Raw genomic sequence first — 17,061 nt, forward strand, 5'->3', positions numbered from 1 at the left:
GACATGCCGGCGCCGCGTCCCGCCCGCTGGCGACTGGTGCTGTTCGGATCGGGCGACTTCGCGTGCAATCTCTACTGGCAGAGCGTCACGCTATATCTGCTGTTCTTCTACACCGATGTGCTGGGGCTGACGCCGGGCGTGGCCGGGCTGATCGCCATGATCGGTGCGATCTGGGACGGGCTGGCCGATCTGGCGGTGGGGATCGTCGCACAGCGGGGACGCTATCGATACCGAACGCTGATCGCCGGCGGCGCGATCCCGCTGGGGGTGGCGTTTGCGCTGCTGTACGGTGCGCCGGCCGTGACGGGTACGTCGGTGGCGGCGGCGCTGGTGGCGCATATCGCGTTCCGCAGCCTCTATGCGCTGGTCAATGTGCCCTATGCGGCGTGGAGCACGCGGATCACGCAGGACAGCGGTGATCGCACGTTCATCGCCGGCGCGCGGATGCTGTTCGGCGCGGCGGCGGCCACGATCGTCGCGCTGGGGACGCCGTGGATCGCGGCCCGGATCGGCGATGGCATGTCGCCGAGTGGTTATGTCGCCGCAGCGGCGGTATTCGCGGCGGTGGCGACGCCGGTGCTGTTGATGGTCGCGGCCTCGACGCCGGAGGTGTTGCCGGCGGCGGCCGGCAAGGGGGTGTCGGTGGCGGCGTGCCTGCGCGTGCTGGGGCGCAACCGGGCGTTCGTCACGCTGAACGCGGCGATGGCGGCGGGCGGGATCGCGGCGGCGCTGCTGAACCAGTCGGTGCTCTATTATTTCGCGCATGTGGTCGGCGATCCGGGGGCGGGGCCGGGCACGCTGGCGATGATGGGGCTGGTCGGCGTCGTGGTCGTGCCACTGTGGACGTGGTGGGCGACGCGACGGGGCGCGCGGTCCGCGTGGTTCGTGGCGGCGCTGATCGGACTGGGCTGTGCGGCGGGCTTCGCGATGTCGGCGGCGGGCGAGGGGACGACGCGGATATTCCTGCTGGGGATGCAGGTCGCTTTTGCCGGGTTCAGCCTAGCCGGCTGGGCAATGCTGCCCGACACCGTCGAATATGGCGAGGCCACGCAGGGCGTGCGCGTGGAGGCGATCGCGTTCGGCGTGTCGGCACTGGTGCAGAAGGGTGCGCTGGCGGCGGCGGCGGCGGTAATCGGCGGCGTGTACGACGCGGTCGGCTACGCCGGCGGAGCGGTGCAGGCGCCGGCGGCAGTCGCCGGCATCGGGTGGCTGATGATCGTCGGGCCGGCCGTGGCGATCACCCTGTCGATGGCGGCGATGGTCGCCAACCCGCTGCGGCGTGGGACGCATGATGCGATCGTGGCCGGCTTGGGGCGGGGGTGAGGGACCATTTGACACCCTCACCCTCCCACAGCTTCGCCGTTCCTTCCCTCTCGCGGAGGGAGAGGGAAAGCGATGTCAGACCAAGGTGAACTCGCCCGCGACGCCTTCGGCTTCTGCCGAAGGCGCGACCCAGAGGCGGAAGCGGCCGGGCTCGACGGTGGGTTTCAGGTCCAGTCCGATGAAGGTCAGGTCATCGCGGCGAAGCGTGAACGACACGGTTTGCTGCGCACCGGGGGCCAGCCTGATCTTCCGGAACGCCATTAGCTGGCGCACCGGCCGGGTGATGCTGGCGGTGACGTCCTGGATGTAAAGCTGCACCACCTCCTCGGCGGCGCGGGTGCCGCGATTGGCGATCGTGGCCGTCACCGTCAGGGCGCCGCTGGCGGTCAGGCGCCCATCGCCGACACCGAGCGCGCTATAATCGATCCGGCCATAGGTCAGGCCGTGGCCGAACGGGAACGCCGCCGTGTTCGGAAGCCCCCGATAATGCGCCTTGAACGGTTTCAGCTCACCCGGACCATTGGGCCGGCCGGTGCTCTTGTGGTCGTAATGATAGGGTTCCTGTCCGGTCGCATGGGGAAAGCTGACCGGCAATCGTGCCGATGGTCCCTCTATCCCGAACAGGATGTCGGCGATCGCCGGACCCGATTGCGAGCCCAGGAACCACGTGACCAGAATGGCGGGCGCGTTCCACACCGCGCCGTCCAGCACCAGCGCGCGGCCGTTGCGCAGGACGACGACGATCGGCTTGCCGGTCGCTGCCACCGCCTCGGCCAGCGCTACCTGTGCGGCCGGCACGACGATATCGGTACGCGATTGCGCCTCGCCGGACATGTCCTGGCTCTCGCCGATCGACAGCACCACGATGTCGGCCGCCTGCGCCGCCGCGACCGCCGCCTCGATCCCGCCGGGCAGGGCCGCATCGACGCCGGAGCCGGCGGTCGCGGTAACCAGCGACGGATCGGCTAGCGCGGCGCGGACGCCGGTCAGCAGGTCGACCGCATCGGCGTCCGATCCATACACGTTCCACGGGCCGATCAGGTTCTGCTGACCCGAGGCGAACGGGCCGATCAGCGCGATGCGCTTGCCCGATCGGGGCAGGGGCAGCAGGTCGCCGTCGTTCTTTAGCATCACGATCGATCGCCGCCCCGCCTCGCGGGCCAGCGCCAGATGCGCCTTGGTGCGCACGCGGGTCGTCTCGCGTTTCGGATCGATGCGGCGGAACGGATTGTCGAACAGACCGAGCCGCACTTTCAGCGCCAGCACCCGGCGCACCGCATCGTCCAGCCGCGCCATCGGCACTTCACCCTTGGCGACCAGATCGGGAAGGTGGGTGATGTAGAAACCCGACTGCATGCTCATGTCGACCCCGGCCATGAAGGCCAGCTTCGTCGCCTCGCGCGCGTCAGCGGCGAAGCCGTGGTCGATCAACTCCATGTCGCCGGTATAATCCGATACGACCAGCCCATCGAATTTCCACTCGTCGCGCAACACCGTATCCAGCAACCACGGATTGGCGGTGGCGGGGACGCCGGACAGGTCGTTGAACGCGGCCATCGTCGTGCCGGAACCGGCCGCGAACGCCGCTTGGAACGGCGGGAAATACACGTCGCGCAGCGTCCGTTCGGACACGTCGACGCTGTTGTAATCAAGGCCCGCCTCGCCCGCGCCGTACGCCGCGAAATGTTTGGCGCAGCTCATCACCGCATCGTCGGCGGTCAGGCCGCGCTTGCCCTGAAAGCCGCGCACCCGCGCGTCGGCCATCATCCGGCCGAGCAGCACATCCTCGCCCGCGCCCTCGATCCCGCGGCCCCAGCGCTGGTCGCGGGCGATGTCGACCATCGGCGCAAACGTCCAGTCGATGCCCGCCGCCGATGCCTCGACGGCGGCGGCGCGGGCGGTGCGTTCGGCCAATTCCGGCTCGAAGCTACCGGCCTCGGCCAGCGGCATCGGGAACACGGTGCGGAAGCCGTGGATGATGTCGGCGGCGAACAGCAGCGGGATCTTCAGCCGCTGGTCGCGCATCGCGACGGTCTGCATCCGCCGCGCCATGGTGGCGCCGTTGCCGTTGAACACGCCGGTCAGGCGGCCCGCCTTCACCTCGGCCAGTTGCTCGTCGAAGCTGGCGGTAGCGGCGATCGGGTTCAGCGCGTTCGCGGCACCGCCCGCCCAGGTGGCGGCCATCAGCGTCAGCTGCCCGGCCTTTTCCTCGACCGTCATCTGCGCCACCAGCGCCTCGACCGACGCGGGTAACGCGTTAGTGCCGGCCTGCGCCAGCAACGCTCGCGCCGGGTTGCTCGCCCAGGCGGTCACGACAGCGCCGCCGATCATCAGGGCACGTCGCGAGATGCGCTGCTCGGTCATCCTCATCCTCTCCATCTGTGACATTCCGGCCACAAGGTGGCCGCTGTGTTGTATTTCCGTATTGAACGCCCTTTTAGGTTCATGTAACCGGTTACATCAAGCCTGATCGCACCGGTGCGTCCGGATCGACAGGGAAAACGGCCCATCGCCTTGATGGGTTGCGAGAGGATGCGACGGCGAATGCCCCATGCCACGATCCGCGATGTTGCGCGTGAGGCCGCCGTATCGGTGGCGTCCGTGTCACGCGTGCTGAACGGGCATGAGAATGTGCGCCCGGCGCTGAAGGCGAAGGTGCAGGCGGCGGCCACGCTGCTCGGCTACGTCCCCCATGCCGGCGCCCGCAGCCTCAGCCTGGCGCGATCGGGCGCGATCGGCGTGGTGCTGCCCGATCTGCACGGCGAGTTCTTTTCCGAATTGCTGCGCGGCATGGACCGCGAGGCGTCGGCGCGGGGCCTGCAATTGCTGCTGTCGAACATGCACGACGATCCGGCGCGCGGGATCGAGGCGCTGCACACGATGCGCGGGCGGGTCGACGGGCTGGTGGTGATGGCGCCGCATATCGATCCCGACCGGCTGTTCGGCCATCTGCCGCCGGGTATCCCCGCCGTGCTGGTCAACTGTGCGCCGCATCATCAGGCGCGCGCCGAGATGCGCGTCGACAATGCGGCGGGCGCCGTGGCGATGGTCGAACATCTGGCCGCCTGCGGATATCGCCGCATCGTGCACATCGCGGGGCCGGCGGGTAACATCGATGCCGACGAACGGGTCGAGGGCTATCGCACCGCGATGGCCGCCGCCGGGCTGGAGCCACGCGTGGAACAGGGCAGCTTCATGGAGGAAGCCGGCGTCGCGGTCGCCGAGCGTCTGATCGCGGAGGGGGCGGCGGTCGATGCCGTGTTCGCCGCCAATGACATGATGGCGATCGGGGTGCTGATGACGCTGCGCCGGGCCGGCATCGACGTGCCGGGCCGGATCGGCGTCGCCGGATTCGACGACGTGCCGCTGGCCCGCCTGATCTCGCCATCGCTCACTACGCTCCGCATCGACATCGCCGGCATCGGCGAACGCGCCGTCGCGCGCCTCGCCGGCATCGTCGCGGGCGAGGATGATCGCGCCGTCGAACATCGCGCGCCGATGTTGATCGAACGTGAAACCACCGGAATCAACAACAACCCGACAACCGGGAAAATCAGGGGACTAAGATGATGAACAGGACGATGTTCCGTGCGGCGTTGATCGCCGCCACCACACTCGCCAGCGGCGCGATGCTGATGCCGGCGCCGGTCGCGGCGCAGGTCGGGCAGGCGTCGCTGCGCGGCCGGATCACCTCGACCGCCGACAATCCGGTGCAGCAGGTGTCGGCCGTCGAGGCCGCGACGGGATATCGCCGCACCGTCGTCGCCGGCGCGGACGGATCGTACAATTTCGCATCGATCCGGGCGGGCACCTACACGCTGGAAATCCAGCTGAAGAACGGCACCCGCAATTCCGACGCGTTCACCCTGCAGGTCGGCCAGAACGCCGGTCTCGACCTCGACCTGTCCGCCCCCGCGGCGCCGGCCCCCAACACCACCGGGCAGCCCGCGACCGAGGAGACGGTGGTCGGATCGACCACGTCGAACAGCGACGAGATCGTCGTCACCGGCAGCCGCATCCGCTCGCTGTCGGGCGGCACCGTCGGCACGACGATCACGCAGCGCCTGATCGACCAGTTGCCGCAGAACAGCCGTAACTTCCTCGCCTTCGCCGATCTGGCGCCGGGTGTGCGCTTCGTCGAGGAGAACAGCGGCGGCGCCGCACGTATCCAGGGTGGCGCGCAGGATAGCCGCACCGTCAACGTGTTCATCGATGGCGTCAGCCAGAAGGATTACGTCCTGAAGAACGGCATCACCGGGCAGGATTCCAGCCCCGGCAACCCGTTTCCGCAGCTCGCGATCGGCGAGTATCAGGTGCTCAGTTCCAACTACAAGGCGGAGTTCGATCAGGTCAGCTCGGTCGCGATCGTCGCGCTGACCAAGTCCGGAACGAACGAGTTCCACGGCGAGGGGTTCTACGATTACACCAATCAGGCGCTACGCGACAAACGCCCGACGGAGATCTTTCCGACCCCGATCGCCAAGGTGAAGACCAAGGATCAGCAGTTCGGCGGCGCGCTGGGCGGGCCGATCATCAAGGACGTGATGCACTTCTTCGCCAGTTATGAAGGCAAGCGGCGCGCATTCCCGGTCGATATCCTGCCCGGCAATGGCATCACCGTCGCCTCGCTACCGTCGCAATATCAGAACCTCTTCGGCACGGTCAGTTCGACGTTCAAAGAGGATCTGTATTTCGGCAAGATCGATATCGTGCCGACCGATGGCGACCTGATCGAATTCACCGGCAAGTATCGCAAGGAATCGAACACCGGCGTCAACAGCGGCATCGCCGCGGTAGAAACCGCCAGCCCGACCAAGGTCGACGAACTGCGGGCGATGGGTCGGTGGCAGCATACCGCCGACAACTGGATCAACGATTTCCGTGTGTCGTACGAAGATGTCAGCTGGGCACCAACGCCAGCCCTGTTCGCCAACAGCTCGCTGTTCCAATCGACTATCCGCAATAACGGCGGCGTGACGCGGTTCGACCTGTTCCGTATCGGCGGCGGCTCCAACTACCAGGACAAGGGCCAGAAGGGCTGGACGGTCCAGGACGATTTCACCTGGACCGGCATCGACCGCCACACGATCAAGGCGGGGGTGAAGACGAAGTGGGTGAAGCTCAACTCGCTCGAACAGAATCTGCTCAATCCGCTCTATACCTATGATGTGAACCTGTTCAGCCAGACCGGCTTCAACGATACGGTTCCGTACCGCGTCCAGTTCGGCGCGCCGGGCGTATCGGGAAATTCCGTGGTGAAATCGGACAATTTCCAGTTCGGCATCTACCTGCAGGACGACTGGGACGTCAGCGACCGATTGACGCTGAACCTGGGTCTGCGCTGGGATTACGAGAAGACGCCATCCTATCTCGATTTCGTCACGCCGGCGGAAAATTTGGCGGCGGTATCGACCGCCAACTATCCGAACCTCGGCAGCGCCGATTATAACATCAACGACTACATTACCGACGGCAGCCAGCGTAAGGCGTTCAAGGGCGCGTTTCAGCCGCGGATCGGCTTCACCTATCGCCTCGACGAACAGGGTCGTTTCACCGTGTTCGGTGGTGTCGGCCGGTCCTACGATCGCAACCAGTTCGATTTCCTTCAGCAGGAACTCAGCCAGGGCGCGTTCCGGACACGGGAATTCAACTTTATCGGCAATAATTCCCAGAACCCCTGCGATCCGGGGCTGACCTGCATCGCTTATAATCCTGTTTATCTGACACAGGCTGGCCGCGATATTCTGGCGGCACAAACTGTCGGCGGCGGGCGCGAATTACGCTTCATCAACAACGATCTGAAGGTGCCGTATTCGGACCAGCTGAGCTTGGGTGTGCGTCACCGGGTGCGGGCAGTCGAGGTGGAAGTCGGCTACACGCACATCGAAAGCAAGGACGGTTTTGTCTATCTGCTCGGCAATCGCCGGGCCGATGGATCGTTCTTCTTCAATGATCCCGCCAATCCTACCGATACGCCCAGTTCGCCCTTCGGTTCGCCGCCGCCGGGATATGGCGCGATCATCATCGGTGACAACGGCCTGGAGACCAAGTCCGATGCTGCCTACGTCAAGTTGACCAAGTCATACTCGGCCGCGTCGCCGTGGAGCATCGACGCCACCTATACCTATACCGATGCAGTCGAGAATCGGCAGTTCGGCGAAACCTTCTCGCTCGATTTCCCGTCGATCAACGATTACCCGACGCTGCGGTCGTCAGGCGTGCCGCGCCACCGTTTTGTGACCGCAGCCAGCGTCGATCTGCCGATCGGTGTGTCGATGTCGGGCAAATTCCAGATCGAATCGCCCCGTTATCAGAAGGCGATTCAGGATACTGCCAACCCGTTCGGACGCACCGTCGTCGGGACCGAGGTCTATTCGCTGGGCGATCGCTGGGGCCGGCGCCAGCTCGATCTGGCTTTTACCAAATACATTCCGATCGGGTTCGTGAACGATCAGGCCCGTATCCGCCTGCGCGTCGACATCATCAACGCGATGAACGATCGCAACTATACGGAATACAACAACGATCCCAACGACAACGTGGTCGATGCTGCCTCGCCGACCGTCTATCGTCAACGGACCGGATATAGCATCGGCGGCAATCCGCCGCGCACGGTCAAGCTGTCCGCCGGGTTCAGCTTCTGATCTGCCTCGCCGGGGCGGCTCCGTCCGCCCCGGCCTACTTTTGCCCGAAGGCCATTCGTGATCGATCGTCGCCATTTCCTCGCTGCCGGCACGTCGACGCTGGCCATGATGCTCACCGGCTGTGCCACGACCCGCACCGCCACAAATGATGCGCCCGATCTGCTGACCGACATCCAGGAGCGCGCGTTCCGCTTCTTCTGGGAGACGACCGATCCCGCCACCGGGCTGGCGATGGACCGCTGGCCGACGCCGTCCTTCGCCTCGATCGCGGCGGTGGGGTTCGCGCTGACCGCGTATCCTATCGGCGTGAAGCATGGCTGGGTCACGCGCGAGGCGGCGCGGGCGCGGACGCTGACGACGCTCAGTTTCTTCGCCGAGGCGCCGCAGGGACCGGAGCCGACCGGTGCCAGCGGCCATAAGGGCTTCTTCTATCACTTCCTCGGCGTGACGAAGGGGCTGCGGTTCGCGCGGTGCGAGCTGTCGACGATCGACACCGCGCTGCTGTTGGGCGGCGTGCTGTTCGCGCAGAGCTATTATGACGGCGATCACCCGGACGAGGTCCGCATCCGCACGCTGGCGGAGCAACTGTACCGTGCGGTCGACTGGACCTGGATCGTGCCGCGGCCGCCCTTCGTGTCGATGGGCTGGCATCCGGAAACGGGCTTCATCTCCAGCGACTGGAACATCTATAACGAGGGGATGATCCTCTATGTGCTCGGCCTCGCCTCGCCGACGCATCCCTTGCCGCCGGAGACGTGGCCGCGCCTGACGGAGCGGTTCGACGCCAGTTGGTCCGGCACCGGCGATCAGGCCCATCTGCACTTCGCCCCGATGTTCGGCCATCAGTACAGCCATGTCTGGATCGATTTTCGGGACATCCGCGATCCCTATATCGCCAGCAAGGGCATCGATTATTTCGAGAACAGCCGCCGCGCGACCTATCACCAGCGGGATTATGCGGTCGCCAATCTGGGGCGCTGGACGGGATATGGCGCCGATTGCTGGGGCCTGACCGCGTGCGACGGCCCCGGCGACTTCCGCACCGGGCAGGGCGGCGAGACCCGCAATTATTTCAGCTATTCCGCGCGCGGCCCCGGCGAACGCGACGATGGCACCATCGCCCCCACTGCGGCCTTGGGCTCGATCGCCTTCGCGCCAGAGATCGTCGAGCCGACGATCCGCGCGATGCATGCGCGCTACGGTGCCGGCATCTACAGCCGGTACGGTTTCCTCGATTCCTTCAATCCTACCCTGACCGCACCACCCGAACCGCTGAAGCACGGCCGGATCGTCCGGGGTGTCGGCTGGGTCGACGGCGATTACCTGGGCATCGATCAGGGTCCGATCGTGGCGATGATCGAGAACCATCGCACCGGCTTCGTGTGGGAGGTGATGCGGCGCAATCCGCATATCCGCCGCGGCTTGACGCTGGCCGGCTTCAAGGGTGGCTGGCTGGGCTAAAAACCAGATCATTGGGGACTGACCCGTCACTGCGGGCTTAGCAAAGCAAACCGGTGTTTCGCTGCGCTCGCAATGACGGAAGAGGTTGTGTGATGTTCCCATGGCATACTCGCGTTTACCGCTGAGCCGGGTAGGGGACGTGACCAGACGATCCGATGCGGCCATGCTGCACTGCAACATGCATGCTATGGTTGATGGATGATCCAGCTACAAACCGAACGCCACCAGATGACCGCCGAGCTGGTCCGCGCGCACCCGTGCGTCCGCTGCGGCAAGCGCAGTTTCGTCGGCGTCAGCGAACGACGTCAGAGCGGCGAGCGACCCACCGCGACCTTCGCCGTGCAATGCTTCTCCTGCGGCCGCCGGGGCCGCACCGGCGCCCCGCGCGATGCCGTGGATGCGTGGAACGGTGCGCATCCCATCGCCTGAACGCCCATCCGCACCAGCCAATAAAAAAGCCCCGGTAGCTCAGATGAGCGACCGGGGCTTTTTGATGGTGGGCGTGGCAAGGATTGAACTTGCGACCCCTGCGATGTCAACACAGTGCTCTACCACTGAGCTACACGCCCACTCTGGGCGGGGCACTAGCCGGAGGTCCGGGATCGTGCAAGCCTTCAATTGATGCCGTTGGCACTATCCTGTTCGAACAGGCGATCCACTTCCATCACCAGCTCGCGCAGATGGAAGGGTTTGGACAGGATACGGGCGTTCGGCATCGCCTGCCCGGCCTTCAGCGTGACGGCGGCGAAGCCGGTGATGAACATCACGCGCATCGTCGGCGCGATTTCGCTCGCGCGCTGGGCCAGTTCGATCCCGTCCATCTCGGGCATCACGATATCGGTCAGCAACAGGTCGAACGTCTCGGTCTGCAACAACGGCATCGCCGCGGTGCCGCGATCGACCGAGGTGACGCGGTAACCGGAACGCTCCAGGGCCCGCGCCAGATATTCACGCATGACCTGGTCGTCCTCGGCCAGCAGGATTCGGATCATGTCGGCGCCTTTTCGTTGAACAGCGCGCATAGGGCGGGCTAGGTTAAAGAATTATAGTCGAAATCTCGCGGTGCCGGCCTTACGCTGCGCCCGATGGAGCGCGGTGTCGATCAGGGAAGTTTCGATCGGTGGGGCAGTGCCGACCCTGTATCACCCGTCATCATATCGGTTCCGCACGCCGGACGCGAGTATCCGCCGGCGCTGCTTGCCGCGCTGCGGGTGCCGGTCGCCGCGCTGGCGGGGCTGGAGGATCGGCACGTCGATGCGGTCGCGCTCGGTGCGCGCGGTATCGAGACGATGCTGGTCCAGCGGCGCGGGCGGGCGTGGATCGACCTGAACCGGGCCGAGCAGGAGCGCGACCCACGGGTCGACGACGGCGCCCTTTCCGGCCGAACGGTGCCACCGTCCCCTCGCTTGCGCAGCGGACTGGGACTGGTGCCGCGACGGGTGAGCGGGGCGGGGGATTTGTGGCGCGGTCGGTTCACCGGCGCGGCAATCGAGGCACGCATCGCCGCCGATCATCGCCCTTATCATACGGCCTTGCAGGCGCTGTTGCGGGCGGCGCGGGCGAAGTTCGGGGTGGCGGTGCTGCTCGACCTGCATTCGATGCCGCCGCTGATGGCGGGCGAGCCACAGGTGGTGATCGGCGACCGGTTCGGCCGGTCGGCGGGGGCGCGCTTCGTCACGCGGCTGGAGGCGGTGGTCATGATGGCCGGCCTCTCGTGTGGGCGCAACCAACCCTATGCCGGGGGCGACATAACAGAGCGGCATGGGCGGCCGTCGCTGGGCATCCACGCCATTCAGGTCGAACTGGACCGCAGCCTGTATCTGGACGAACGGCTCGATCTGCCGGGGGCGGGGGTGGGCGCCACCGCGGCGCTGGTCAGGCGGCTGATCGACGTGCTGGCCGAAGAGGCCGGTGATTCGCTGGCGCTAGCCGCCGAATGATCGACCACACAAAAAAACCACCCCGCGCGGTAGTCCGCACGAGGTGGCCAAGGTTCAGGGAGGAGACACGCTAAAAGCGTGTCGTACGGCCTCGCGAAAGGGGGGACACGAAAGCCGTACAGGGCATAAATGGACTTTCCCCGTTTTTGTTCAAGTCCGTTGTATAAAAAACTTTTTGCCGGGGCCGTCGAACGGGTTAGCGATCGAGCGCCGGGGCCATCCGCGCCAGCACATGGTCGCGCAGGATCAGGCGATGGCGCAGCGCCGCGCCGATATGCAGCACCACCAGCGCCAGCATCACCCACCCCAGTATCTCATGCGATTCGTGCCCGAAACCACCAGCCGCCTTGCCCACCGGCAGATATGGGATGTCGAACAGCCCGAACCAGGTGAGAGGTCGTCGCTGGGCACTGCCGGACACCATCAGCCAGCCGGTGACGGGCAGGGCGATCATCAGCAGGTACAGAGCCCAGTGCGTGGCATGTGCCGCGCCGCGTTCCCAGGCCGGGGTATGTGCGGGCAGCGGCGGCGCTCTATGCGCCAGCCGCCACGCCAGCCGGGCGGCAGTCAGCGCCAGCACGGTGATGCCCAGCGCCTTGTGGATCGGAAAGGCGAAGCCCAGCACGCTGTCGTGCAGCAGACCGATCGCCAGATTGGCGATGACGAAGACGGCGATGGTCCAGTGGAACCACATCGCGACGCGCGAATAACGGGCGATGGTATCGGGATGAGTGCTCATGCGCGGGGGTTCTCCTGGCGGGCGCGGCGCGACCGGGCCAGCAAACCCTGTATCCCCCGTCATGGCAAGGGGGATGGCGAGGGCCGTCGCCTGGACGGCCCTCGCCGGACCGGTGTCAGAGGGCGGGCTGAAGCTGCGGCTGCGGCGCCTGGCCGCGCTGCGCCTGCTTGGCGAAGATCTCGCGCATCAGCGACAGCGAGAACAGGTGCGCATACAGCAACGGCAGCATGCCCGACTGGCTCATCTTGCGCAGCTGATCGCCGCGCAGGCCGGACAGCTTCTCTTCGTTGACCATCTGGAAACCGCGATAGACGAACGGCTGGTCGTTGCCGTCCATCTGGATCGTAACTTCGCCGTCCATCAACAGGTCCGCCTCACGCAGTTCGCGCATGAACTGCTGGGTGCGCTGGCCGGCCTGTTCAAAGGTTTCGTTGAAGCCCAGGATCTGCTTGGTCAGCTCGCTCGGCTGGCCATTCTCGAACAGCGGCTCGCCATCGTCGAACGCGCCGATCGTCTCCGACGTCGGGTCGAAGCACAGCGACAGCTCTTCGGCATCCGGGCGCAGGCGGGCCAGCATGTACGGATAGCGGCGGATATAGGCGGGGACGTAGAACGCCGTCTCGGTCAGCTTGCCGGCGTCGTCGACGAACACGTTGGTGCCCTCGTTCAGGCCCATCAGCGCCAGTGGGATCGCGTCGTCACCGATCGAAAAGACGATCGGCATGTGGCGCTGCACCAGCGGGAATTCGTCGACCGTGACGGGGATCGCATGCTGGCCCACCAGATAGGGAGCGGTATCCTGCGGACGGACGCGGTAATTGGCATGCGTCTCGCTCGAAAGCGGTTCGAGGCCGTTATAGAAGAGCGGCAGTTGCGGCGCGCTGGCCATGGATGAAGACTCCAGACTGGATATACGCGCAGGCCCCCCGCCCGCGCCGGATGGGGCGAGGCTCTAGGCCGCCGGGGAGTTCGGGGCAAGGAGCTTGCCGGGGTTCAGGATGCCCAGCGGGTCGAGCGCGGCCTTGATCGCGATGAGCGCCGCCAACCGGCCCGGCGGGGCCAGGCGGGCGAGTTCCGCCGCCTTCATCTGGCCGATGCCATGCTCCGCCGAGATCGTGCCGCCCGCATCGGTGACCAGATCGTGGACGAAGCGGGTGATGCCGGGCGCGTCCTCCGCATACCAGCGGTCGCGATCGACGCCGGCGCCGATTCCAACAGGCGCGCGGACATGGAAATGGATGTTGCCGTCGCCGAGATGGCCGAAGCCCGACGCATGCGTACCGGGAAAGCGCGCATCGCATGCCGCCGCCGCGTCGATCATGAATCGCGGCATCGCCGACACTGGCACCGCGATGTCGTGCTGCACGGCCGGCCCGCGCGCCCGCTCCGCATCGGACAGCGAATCACGCAGGGTCCAGAACGCGGTCGCCTGCGCCTCGCTGGCGGCGATCGTGGCGTCGGCGACCAGCCCGTCGGCGATGGCGGCGGCCAGCACGCGTTCCAGCAGCGCGGCGGGCGTCTCCTGCTCGGCGGAGGCGGCGGTCGCCTCGATCAGCAGGTGCCAGGGATGATGGCCGGCGATCGGCGCGCGGCTGTCCGGCACATGCGCCAGCGCCGCCGCCAGCGTATCGGCGGGCAGAATCTCGAAACTCTCCACCGTATCGCCGACCCGCTGGAACCGGCGCAGCAGCGTCAGCGCGGCAGTGGGATCGGCAACCCCGGCCCACGCGACCCCGCGCGCCGCGATCGCCGGCACCAGTTTCAGCGTGGCGGCGGTGACGATGCCCAGCGTCCCCTCCGCCCCGATCAGCAACTGGTCGAGATTATAGCCGCGATTGTCCTTCGCCAGCGCCGGCAGGCCGTCATGCACGCTGCCATCGGCCATCACCGCCTCCACGCCCAGCACCAGTCCGCGCATCGTGCCGAAGCGCAGCACCTGCGTGCCGCCGGCATTGGTCGACACCAGCCCGCCGATCGTCGCCGTCCCCCGCGCGCCCAGCGTCAGCGGAAAGCGCCAGCCGGCGTCGAGCGCGGCATCGTTCATCGTCTGCAGGATCACCCCCGCCTCCGCCACCACGCGCCCGGCCTCCGCATCCAGCGCCCGGATCGCGTTCATCCGGCGCAGCGACAGCAACAGCGCCGACCCATCGACCGGCGGCGTCGCGCCGCCCACCATCGAGCTGTTGCCGCCCTGCGCCACCAGCGCCACGCGGTGGCGGGCGGCGGCACGGACGATCGCCACCACCTGATCGGTCGAACGCGGCGCCAGCAGGGCAGGGGCGTGGCCATGAAACCGCTGGCGCCAGTCCCGCTCCCACGGTGCGATCGCATCGCGATCGGTGACGATCGCCGCCGGGTCGAGCAGCGGCGCGAGTTCGTCGATCATGGCCTGTTGCGGGGGGGTGATGCGGCTCGTCATCACCGCCCGCTACGATTCCATGCTCGCGCTGGCAACGATCGCCGGGTTAATGACCTATTCAACCGCGACCGGTCAGGTAGATCATCGATCCATGTACCATCCCGCCATCCCCACCTCCCTGATCGCGCTGTCGGCGCCGCTCGCGGTCGCGATGGCGGAGCCGGTCAGCCCGGCCGTGGCGCAGGTCGTGATCCACGAACGGATCACGATCCGGGTGCCGCGCATGCCCCTCTCCGCGCCGATATCCCGGCCGCAGCCGGGCAAGGGATGGCAGGAACGCAAAGGCCCCAAATGCCTCGCCACCGCCGATGTCGCCGCCGCCGCGATCGTCGCGCCGGCGTCGGTCGACCTGCTGCTGGCGGATGGCAGCTGGATGCGCGCGCGTCTGGATAACGACTGCCGCTCGGTCGATTTCTATTCCGGCCTCTACATCCGGCCCGGTGGCGATGGCCGCATCTGCGCCGATCGCGACGCGATCCGCGTCCGCTCCGGCGCGCGCTGCGAAATCGATTCGTTCAAGGCGCTGGTGGCACGTCGTTAGGGCGATCCCGATGGGCCGGAATCGCTGTTTATCTTGACTTTCGCGCCCGGTTCGGCAAGCCCGCACGCTGCACCGGGTGCGCCACACGTACCCTCATTCCGGACAACTGCATGCCATTCGCCGATCTCGGCCTCTCCGACGAACTCCTGCAAGCCGTAACCGAGGCTGGCTATACCGAGCCGACCCCGATCCAGGCGGCGGCGATCCCCCCCGTGCTGATGATGCGCGACATCATCGGCATCGCCCAGACGGGGACGGGCAAGACGGCCAGCTTCGTGCTGCCGATGATCGACATTCTGGCGCATGGACGCAGCCGCGCACGCATGCCGCGCAGCCTGATCCTGGAGCCGACGCGCGAACTCGCCGCGCAGGTTGCCGAGAATTTTGAGAAATATGGCGCCAACAGCAAGCTGTCGATGGCGCTGCTGATCGGCGGCGTGTCGATGGGCGACCAGATCAAGGCGCTGGAAAAGGGCGTCGACGTGCTGATCGCCACGCCCGGCCGGTTGATGGACCTGTTCGGGCGCGGCAACATCCTGCTCACCGGCTGTTCGATGCTGGTGATCGACGAGGCGGACCGGATGCTCGACATGGGGTTCATCCCCGATATCGAGGAAATCTGCACCAAGCTGCCGAAACAGCGCCAGACCCTGCTGTTCTCCGCAACGATGCCCGCGCCGATCAAGCGGCTGGCCGACAAGTTCCTCGACAATCCCAAGATGATCGAGGTCGCGCGCCCCGCATCGACCAACATCAACATCACCCAGTGGCTGGTCCCGGTAAAGGGTTCGTCGGTCGACAAGCGCGATCGCCTGCGCCAGATCCTGGCACAGGAAGAGGTCACCAACGCGATCGTCTTCTGCAACCGCAAGACTACGGTGCGCGAACTGAACAAGAGCCTGAAACAGGCCGGGTTCAAATCCGGTGAAATCCATGGCGACATGGAACAGGCGCAGCGGATCGCCGAACTCGACCTGTTCAAGGACGGCCACATCAACATCCTCGTCGCGTCCGACGTCGCGGCGCGCGGGCTGGACATCAAGGGCGTCAGCACGGTGTTCAATTTTGACGCGCCCTGGCACCCGGACGATTACGTCCACCGCATCGGCCGCACCGGCCGGGCCGGGGCGACAGGCACCGCCTATACGTTCATCGCGCCCGACGACGCCGAGAATGTCGAGAATATCGAAAAGCTGACCGGCCAGAAGATCCCGCGTCTCGCCATGACCGAAGCGACCCGCTCCACGCAGGCGGAAACCGCGTCGGAGCAGGAACCCGCCCGCGAGCGCCCCCGTCGCGGCGGCCGTACCCGCGCCGACCGCACCCCGTCGGCCGCCGTCGATGCGCCCGTCGCCACGGCACTGGTCGAGGAAGCACCAGCGGTCGAGGCTCGGGCCGAACGCCCGGCGCGTGCGTCTCGTCGCGATGCTCCTCGCGATGCTCGCTTGCCCCGCACGGAAGAGCGTCAGCCGCGTGTCGAGCCCCGTAACGAGCAGCGTCACGAACAGCGCCATGACGCGCGTCAGTATCGCGAGGAACCGGACGATGGCGGCTGGAACGGCCCAATCCCCGATTTCCTCAAGGTGGTCCTGAACCGCACTCCCATCGACGCGTGATCGAGATCGTGCCGGCCGAACCGGCCAGCATCGCCAGTCCCTGCACCAACATCTGCACGCTGGACGATGCGACCGGCTGGTGCCGCGGCTGCGGCCGCACGATGGCCGAAATCTCGAACTGGAGCGCCAAGCCCCCCGCCGAACGCCGCGCCATCCGCGCGGCTTTGCCGGCGCGGATGAGGGCGCTAGCCGACGCTGGCACCAACTAATCGTCAGCGGTTAGAGAGTAACGACTTCGGCTAGCGGCGTTACGCAGCGAGCAAGGGCGAACGGGCGCACCGTAGACTTTCTTGCACCGGACAACGCTGCGCACTTACCGATGGAGCATCGGCGTCCCGATATGGGAGGGGTATCCAGTTCGGATCACCAAGTCGTAGA

General features: G+C 66.5%; 14 protein-coding genes and 1 tRNA gene. 9 read left to right on the top strand and 6 right to left on the bottom strand.

The features are described from left to right. Positions 1–3 precede the first annotated feature (3 nt). The gene (locus ASG67_RS00805) at positions 4–1,323 is read left to right on the top strand and encodes an MFS transporter (protein ID WP_056526150.1); all 1,320 of its coding nucleotides are present in this window, start codon (positions 4–6) and stop codon (positions 1,321–1,323) included. A gap of 75 nt (positions 1,324–1,398) precedes the next feature. Here the strand turns inward: ASG67_RS00805 and ASG67_RS00810 are convergent, their stop codons facing one another. After that, the gene (locus ASG67_RS00810) at positions 1,399–3,687 is read right to left on the bottom strand and encodes a glycoside hydrolase family 3 N-terminal domain-containing protein (RefSeq protein ID WP_056523968.1); all 2,289 of its coding nucleotides are present in this window, start codon (positions 3,685–3,687) and stop codon (positions 1,399–1,401) included. Between the two features lie 180 nt (positions 3,688–3,867). Between ASG67_RS00810 and ASG67_RS00815 the strand changes: the two genes are divergently transcribed. The 4 genes from ASG67_RS00815 (at position 3,868) to ASG67_RS00830 (ending at position 9,857) form a co-directional block, all read left to right on the top strand. Continuing rightward, positions 3,868–4,893 (top strand): LacI family DNA-binding transcriptional regulator, encoded by a 1,026-nt coding sequence (locus ASG67_RS00815; protein WP_056523972.1) that lies wholly within the window; start codon positions 3,868–3,870, stop codon positions 4,891–4,893. Then, positions 4,893–7,967 carry a TonB-dependent receptor domain-containing protein gene (locus tag ASG67_RS00820; protein ID WP_235534980.1) on the top strand — a complete coding sequence of 1,025 codons (3,075 nt, stop codon included), beginning with the start codon at positions 4,893–4,895 and terminating at the stop codon, positions 7,965–7,967. The genes ASG67_RS00815 and ASG67_RS00820 overlap by 1 nt, the downstream gene beginning before the upstream one ends. A 57-nt stretch (positions 7,968–8,024) precedes the next feature. Further along, on the top strand, positions 8,025–9,428 hold the full coding sequence (locus tag ASG67_RS00825) for a glucoamylase family protein (RefSeq protein ID WP_056523975.1): 1,404 nt from the start codon (positions 8,025–8,027) through the stop codon (positions 9,426–9,428). Positions 9,429–9,626: 198 nt separating this feature from the next. Then, a complete protein-coding gene (locus ASG67_RS00830) occupies positions 9,627–9,857 on the top strand; it encodes a hypothetical protein (protein WP_056523978.1) in 231 nt (76 codons plus the stop codon). A gap of 65 nt (positions 9,858–9,922) precedes the next feature. On the opposite strand, the gene ASG67_RS00835 is transcribed toward ASG67_RS00830, so the two are convergent. Both ASG67_RS00835 and cpdR read right to left on the bottom strand, forming a co-directional pair. Beyond that, positions 9,923–9,997, bottom strand: a tRNA-Val gene (locus ASG67_RS00835). A 45-nt stretch (positions 9,998–10,042) separates the two neighbouring features. After that, positions 10,043–10,420: a cell cycle two-component system response regulator CpdR gene (gene cpdR / locus ASG67_RS00840; protein WP_056523981.1), complete on the bottom strand. Its 378-nt coding sequence runs from the start codon at positions 10,418–10,420 to the stop codon at positions 10,043–10,045. 93 nt (positions 10,421–10,513) lie between these two features. On the opposite strand from cpdR, the gene ASG67_RS00845 reads away from it, so the two are divergent. Beyond that, positions 10,514–11,368 carry an N-formylglutamate amidohydrolase gene (locus ASG67_RS00845; protein ID WP_056523984.1) on the top strand — a complete coding sequence of 285 codons (855 nt, stop codon included), beginning with the start codon at positions 10,514–10,516 and terminating at the stop codon, positions 11,366–11,368. A 196-nt stretch (positions 11,369–11,564) separates the two neighbouring features. On the opposite strand, the gene ASG67_RS00850 is transcribed toward ASG67_RS00845, so the two are convergent. The 3 genes from ASG67_RS00850 to ASG67_RS00860 form a co-directional block, all read right to left on the bottom strand. After that, on the bottom strand, positions 11,565–12,107 hold the full coding sequence (locus tag ASG67_RS00850) for a cytochrome b (RefSeq protein ID WP_056523987.1): 543 nt from the start codon (positions 12,105–12,107) through the stop codon (positions 11,565–11,567). 115 nt (positions 12,108–12,222) lie between these two features. Then, positions 12,223–12,996 carry a SapC family protein gene (locus ASG67_RS00855; protein WP_056523990.1) on the bottom strand — a complete coding sequence of 258 codons (774 nt, stop codon included), beginning with the start codon at positions 12,994–12,996 and terminating at the stop codon, positions 12,223–12,225. A gap of 63 nt (positions 12,997–13,059) precedes the next feature. After that, the gene (locus ASG67_RS00860; protein ID WP_056523995.1) at positions 13,060–14,526 is read right to left on the bottom strand and encodes an FAD-binding oxidoreductase; all 1,467 of its coding nucleotides are present in this window, start codon (positions 14,524–14,526) and stop codon (positions 13,060–13,062) included. Between ASG67_RS00860 and ASG67_RS00865 the strand changes: the two genes are divergently transcribed. From ASG67_RS00865 to ASG67_RS00875, 3 genes are all read left to right on the top strand, one after another. Beyond that, the gene (locus ASG67_RS00865) at positions 14,513–15,067 is read left to right on the top strand and encodes a hypothetical protein (RefSeq protein WP_235534981.1); all 555 of its coding nucleotides are present in this window, start codon (positions 14,513–14,515) and stop codon (positions 15,065–15,067) included. The two genes, ASG67_RS00860 and ASG67_RS00865, sit on opposite strands and share 14 nt — an antisense overlap. A gap of 110 nt (positions 15,068–15,177) precedes the next feature. Beyond that, entirely contained in the window at positions 15,178–16,683 is a 1,506-nt protein-coding gene (locus ASG67_RS00870; protein WP_056523998.1) for a DEAD/DEAH box helicase, read from the top strand. Further along, on the top strand, positions 16,680–16,892 hold the full coding sequence (locus tag ASG67_RS00875; RefSeq protein ID WP_235534982.1) for a DUF1289 domain-containing protein: 213 nt from the start codon (positions 16,680–16,682) through the stop codon (positions 16,890–16,892). Before ASG67_RS00870 ends, ASG67_RS00875 begins: the two co-directional genes overlap by 4 nt. Positions 16,893–17,061 lie beyond the last annotated feature (169 nt).

It is taken from the genome of Sphingomonas sp. Leaf339 (assembly GCF_001426195.1).
Lineage (GTDB): Bacteria > Pseudomonadota > Alphaproteobacteria > Sphingomonadales > Sphingomonadaceae > Sphingomonas.

Excerpts from the sequence above, each read along its gene's own strand:
- ASG67_RS00805 (WP_056526150.1), top strand. The coding sequence starts at position 4 with ATGCCGGCGCCGCGTCCCGCCCGCTGGCGACTGGTGCTGTTCGGATCG.
- ASG67_RS00810 (WP_056523968.1), bottom strand. The coding sequence starts at position 3,687 with ATGACCGAGCAGCGCATCTCGCGACGTGCCCTGATGATCGGCGGCGCT.
- ASG67_RS00815 (WP_056523972.1), top strand. The coding sequence starts at position 3,868 with ATGCCCCATGCCACGATCCGCGATGTTGCGCGTGAGGCCGCCGTATCG.
- ASG67_RS00820 (WP_235534980.1), top strand. The coding sequence starts at position 4,893 with ATGAACAGGACGATGTTCCGTGCGGCGTTGATCGCCGCCACCACACTC.
- ASG67_RS00830 (WP_056523978.1), top strand. The coding sequence starts at position 9,627 with ATGATCCAGCTACAAACCGAACGCCACCAGATGACCGCCGAGCTGGTC.
- cpdR (WP_056523981.1), bottom strand. The coding sequence starts at position 10,420 with ATGATCCGAATCCTGCTGGCCGAGGACGACCAGGTCATGCGTGAATAT.
- ASG67_RS00845 (WP_056523984.1), top strand. The coding sequence starts at position 10,514 with ATGGAGCGCGGTGTCGATCAGGGAAGTTTCGATCGGTGGGGCAGTGCC.
- ASG67_RS00850 (WP_056523987.1), bottom strand. The coding sequence starts at position 12,107 with ATGAGCACTCATCCCGATACCATCGCCCGTTATTCGCGCGTCGCGATG.
- ASG67_RS00855 (WP_056523990.1), bottom strand. The coding sequence starts at position 12,996 with ATGGCCAGCGCGCCGCAACTGCCGCTCTTCTATAACGGCCTCGAACCG.
- ASG67_RS00865 (WP_235534981.1), top strand. The coding sequence starts at position 14,513 with ATGCGGCTCGTCATCACCGCCCGCTACGATTCCATGCTCGCGCTGGCA.
- ASG67_RS00860 (WP_056523995.1), bottom strand. The coding sequence starts at position 14,526 with ATGACGAGCCGCATCACCCCCCCGCAACAGGCCATGATCGACGAACTC.
- ASG67_RS00870 (WP_056523998.1), top strand. The coding sequence starts at position 15,178 with ATGCCATTCGCCGATCTCGGCCTCTCCGACGAACTCCTGCAAGCCGTA.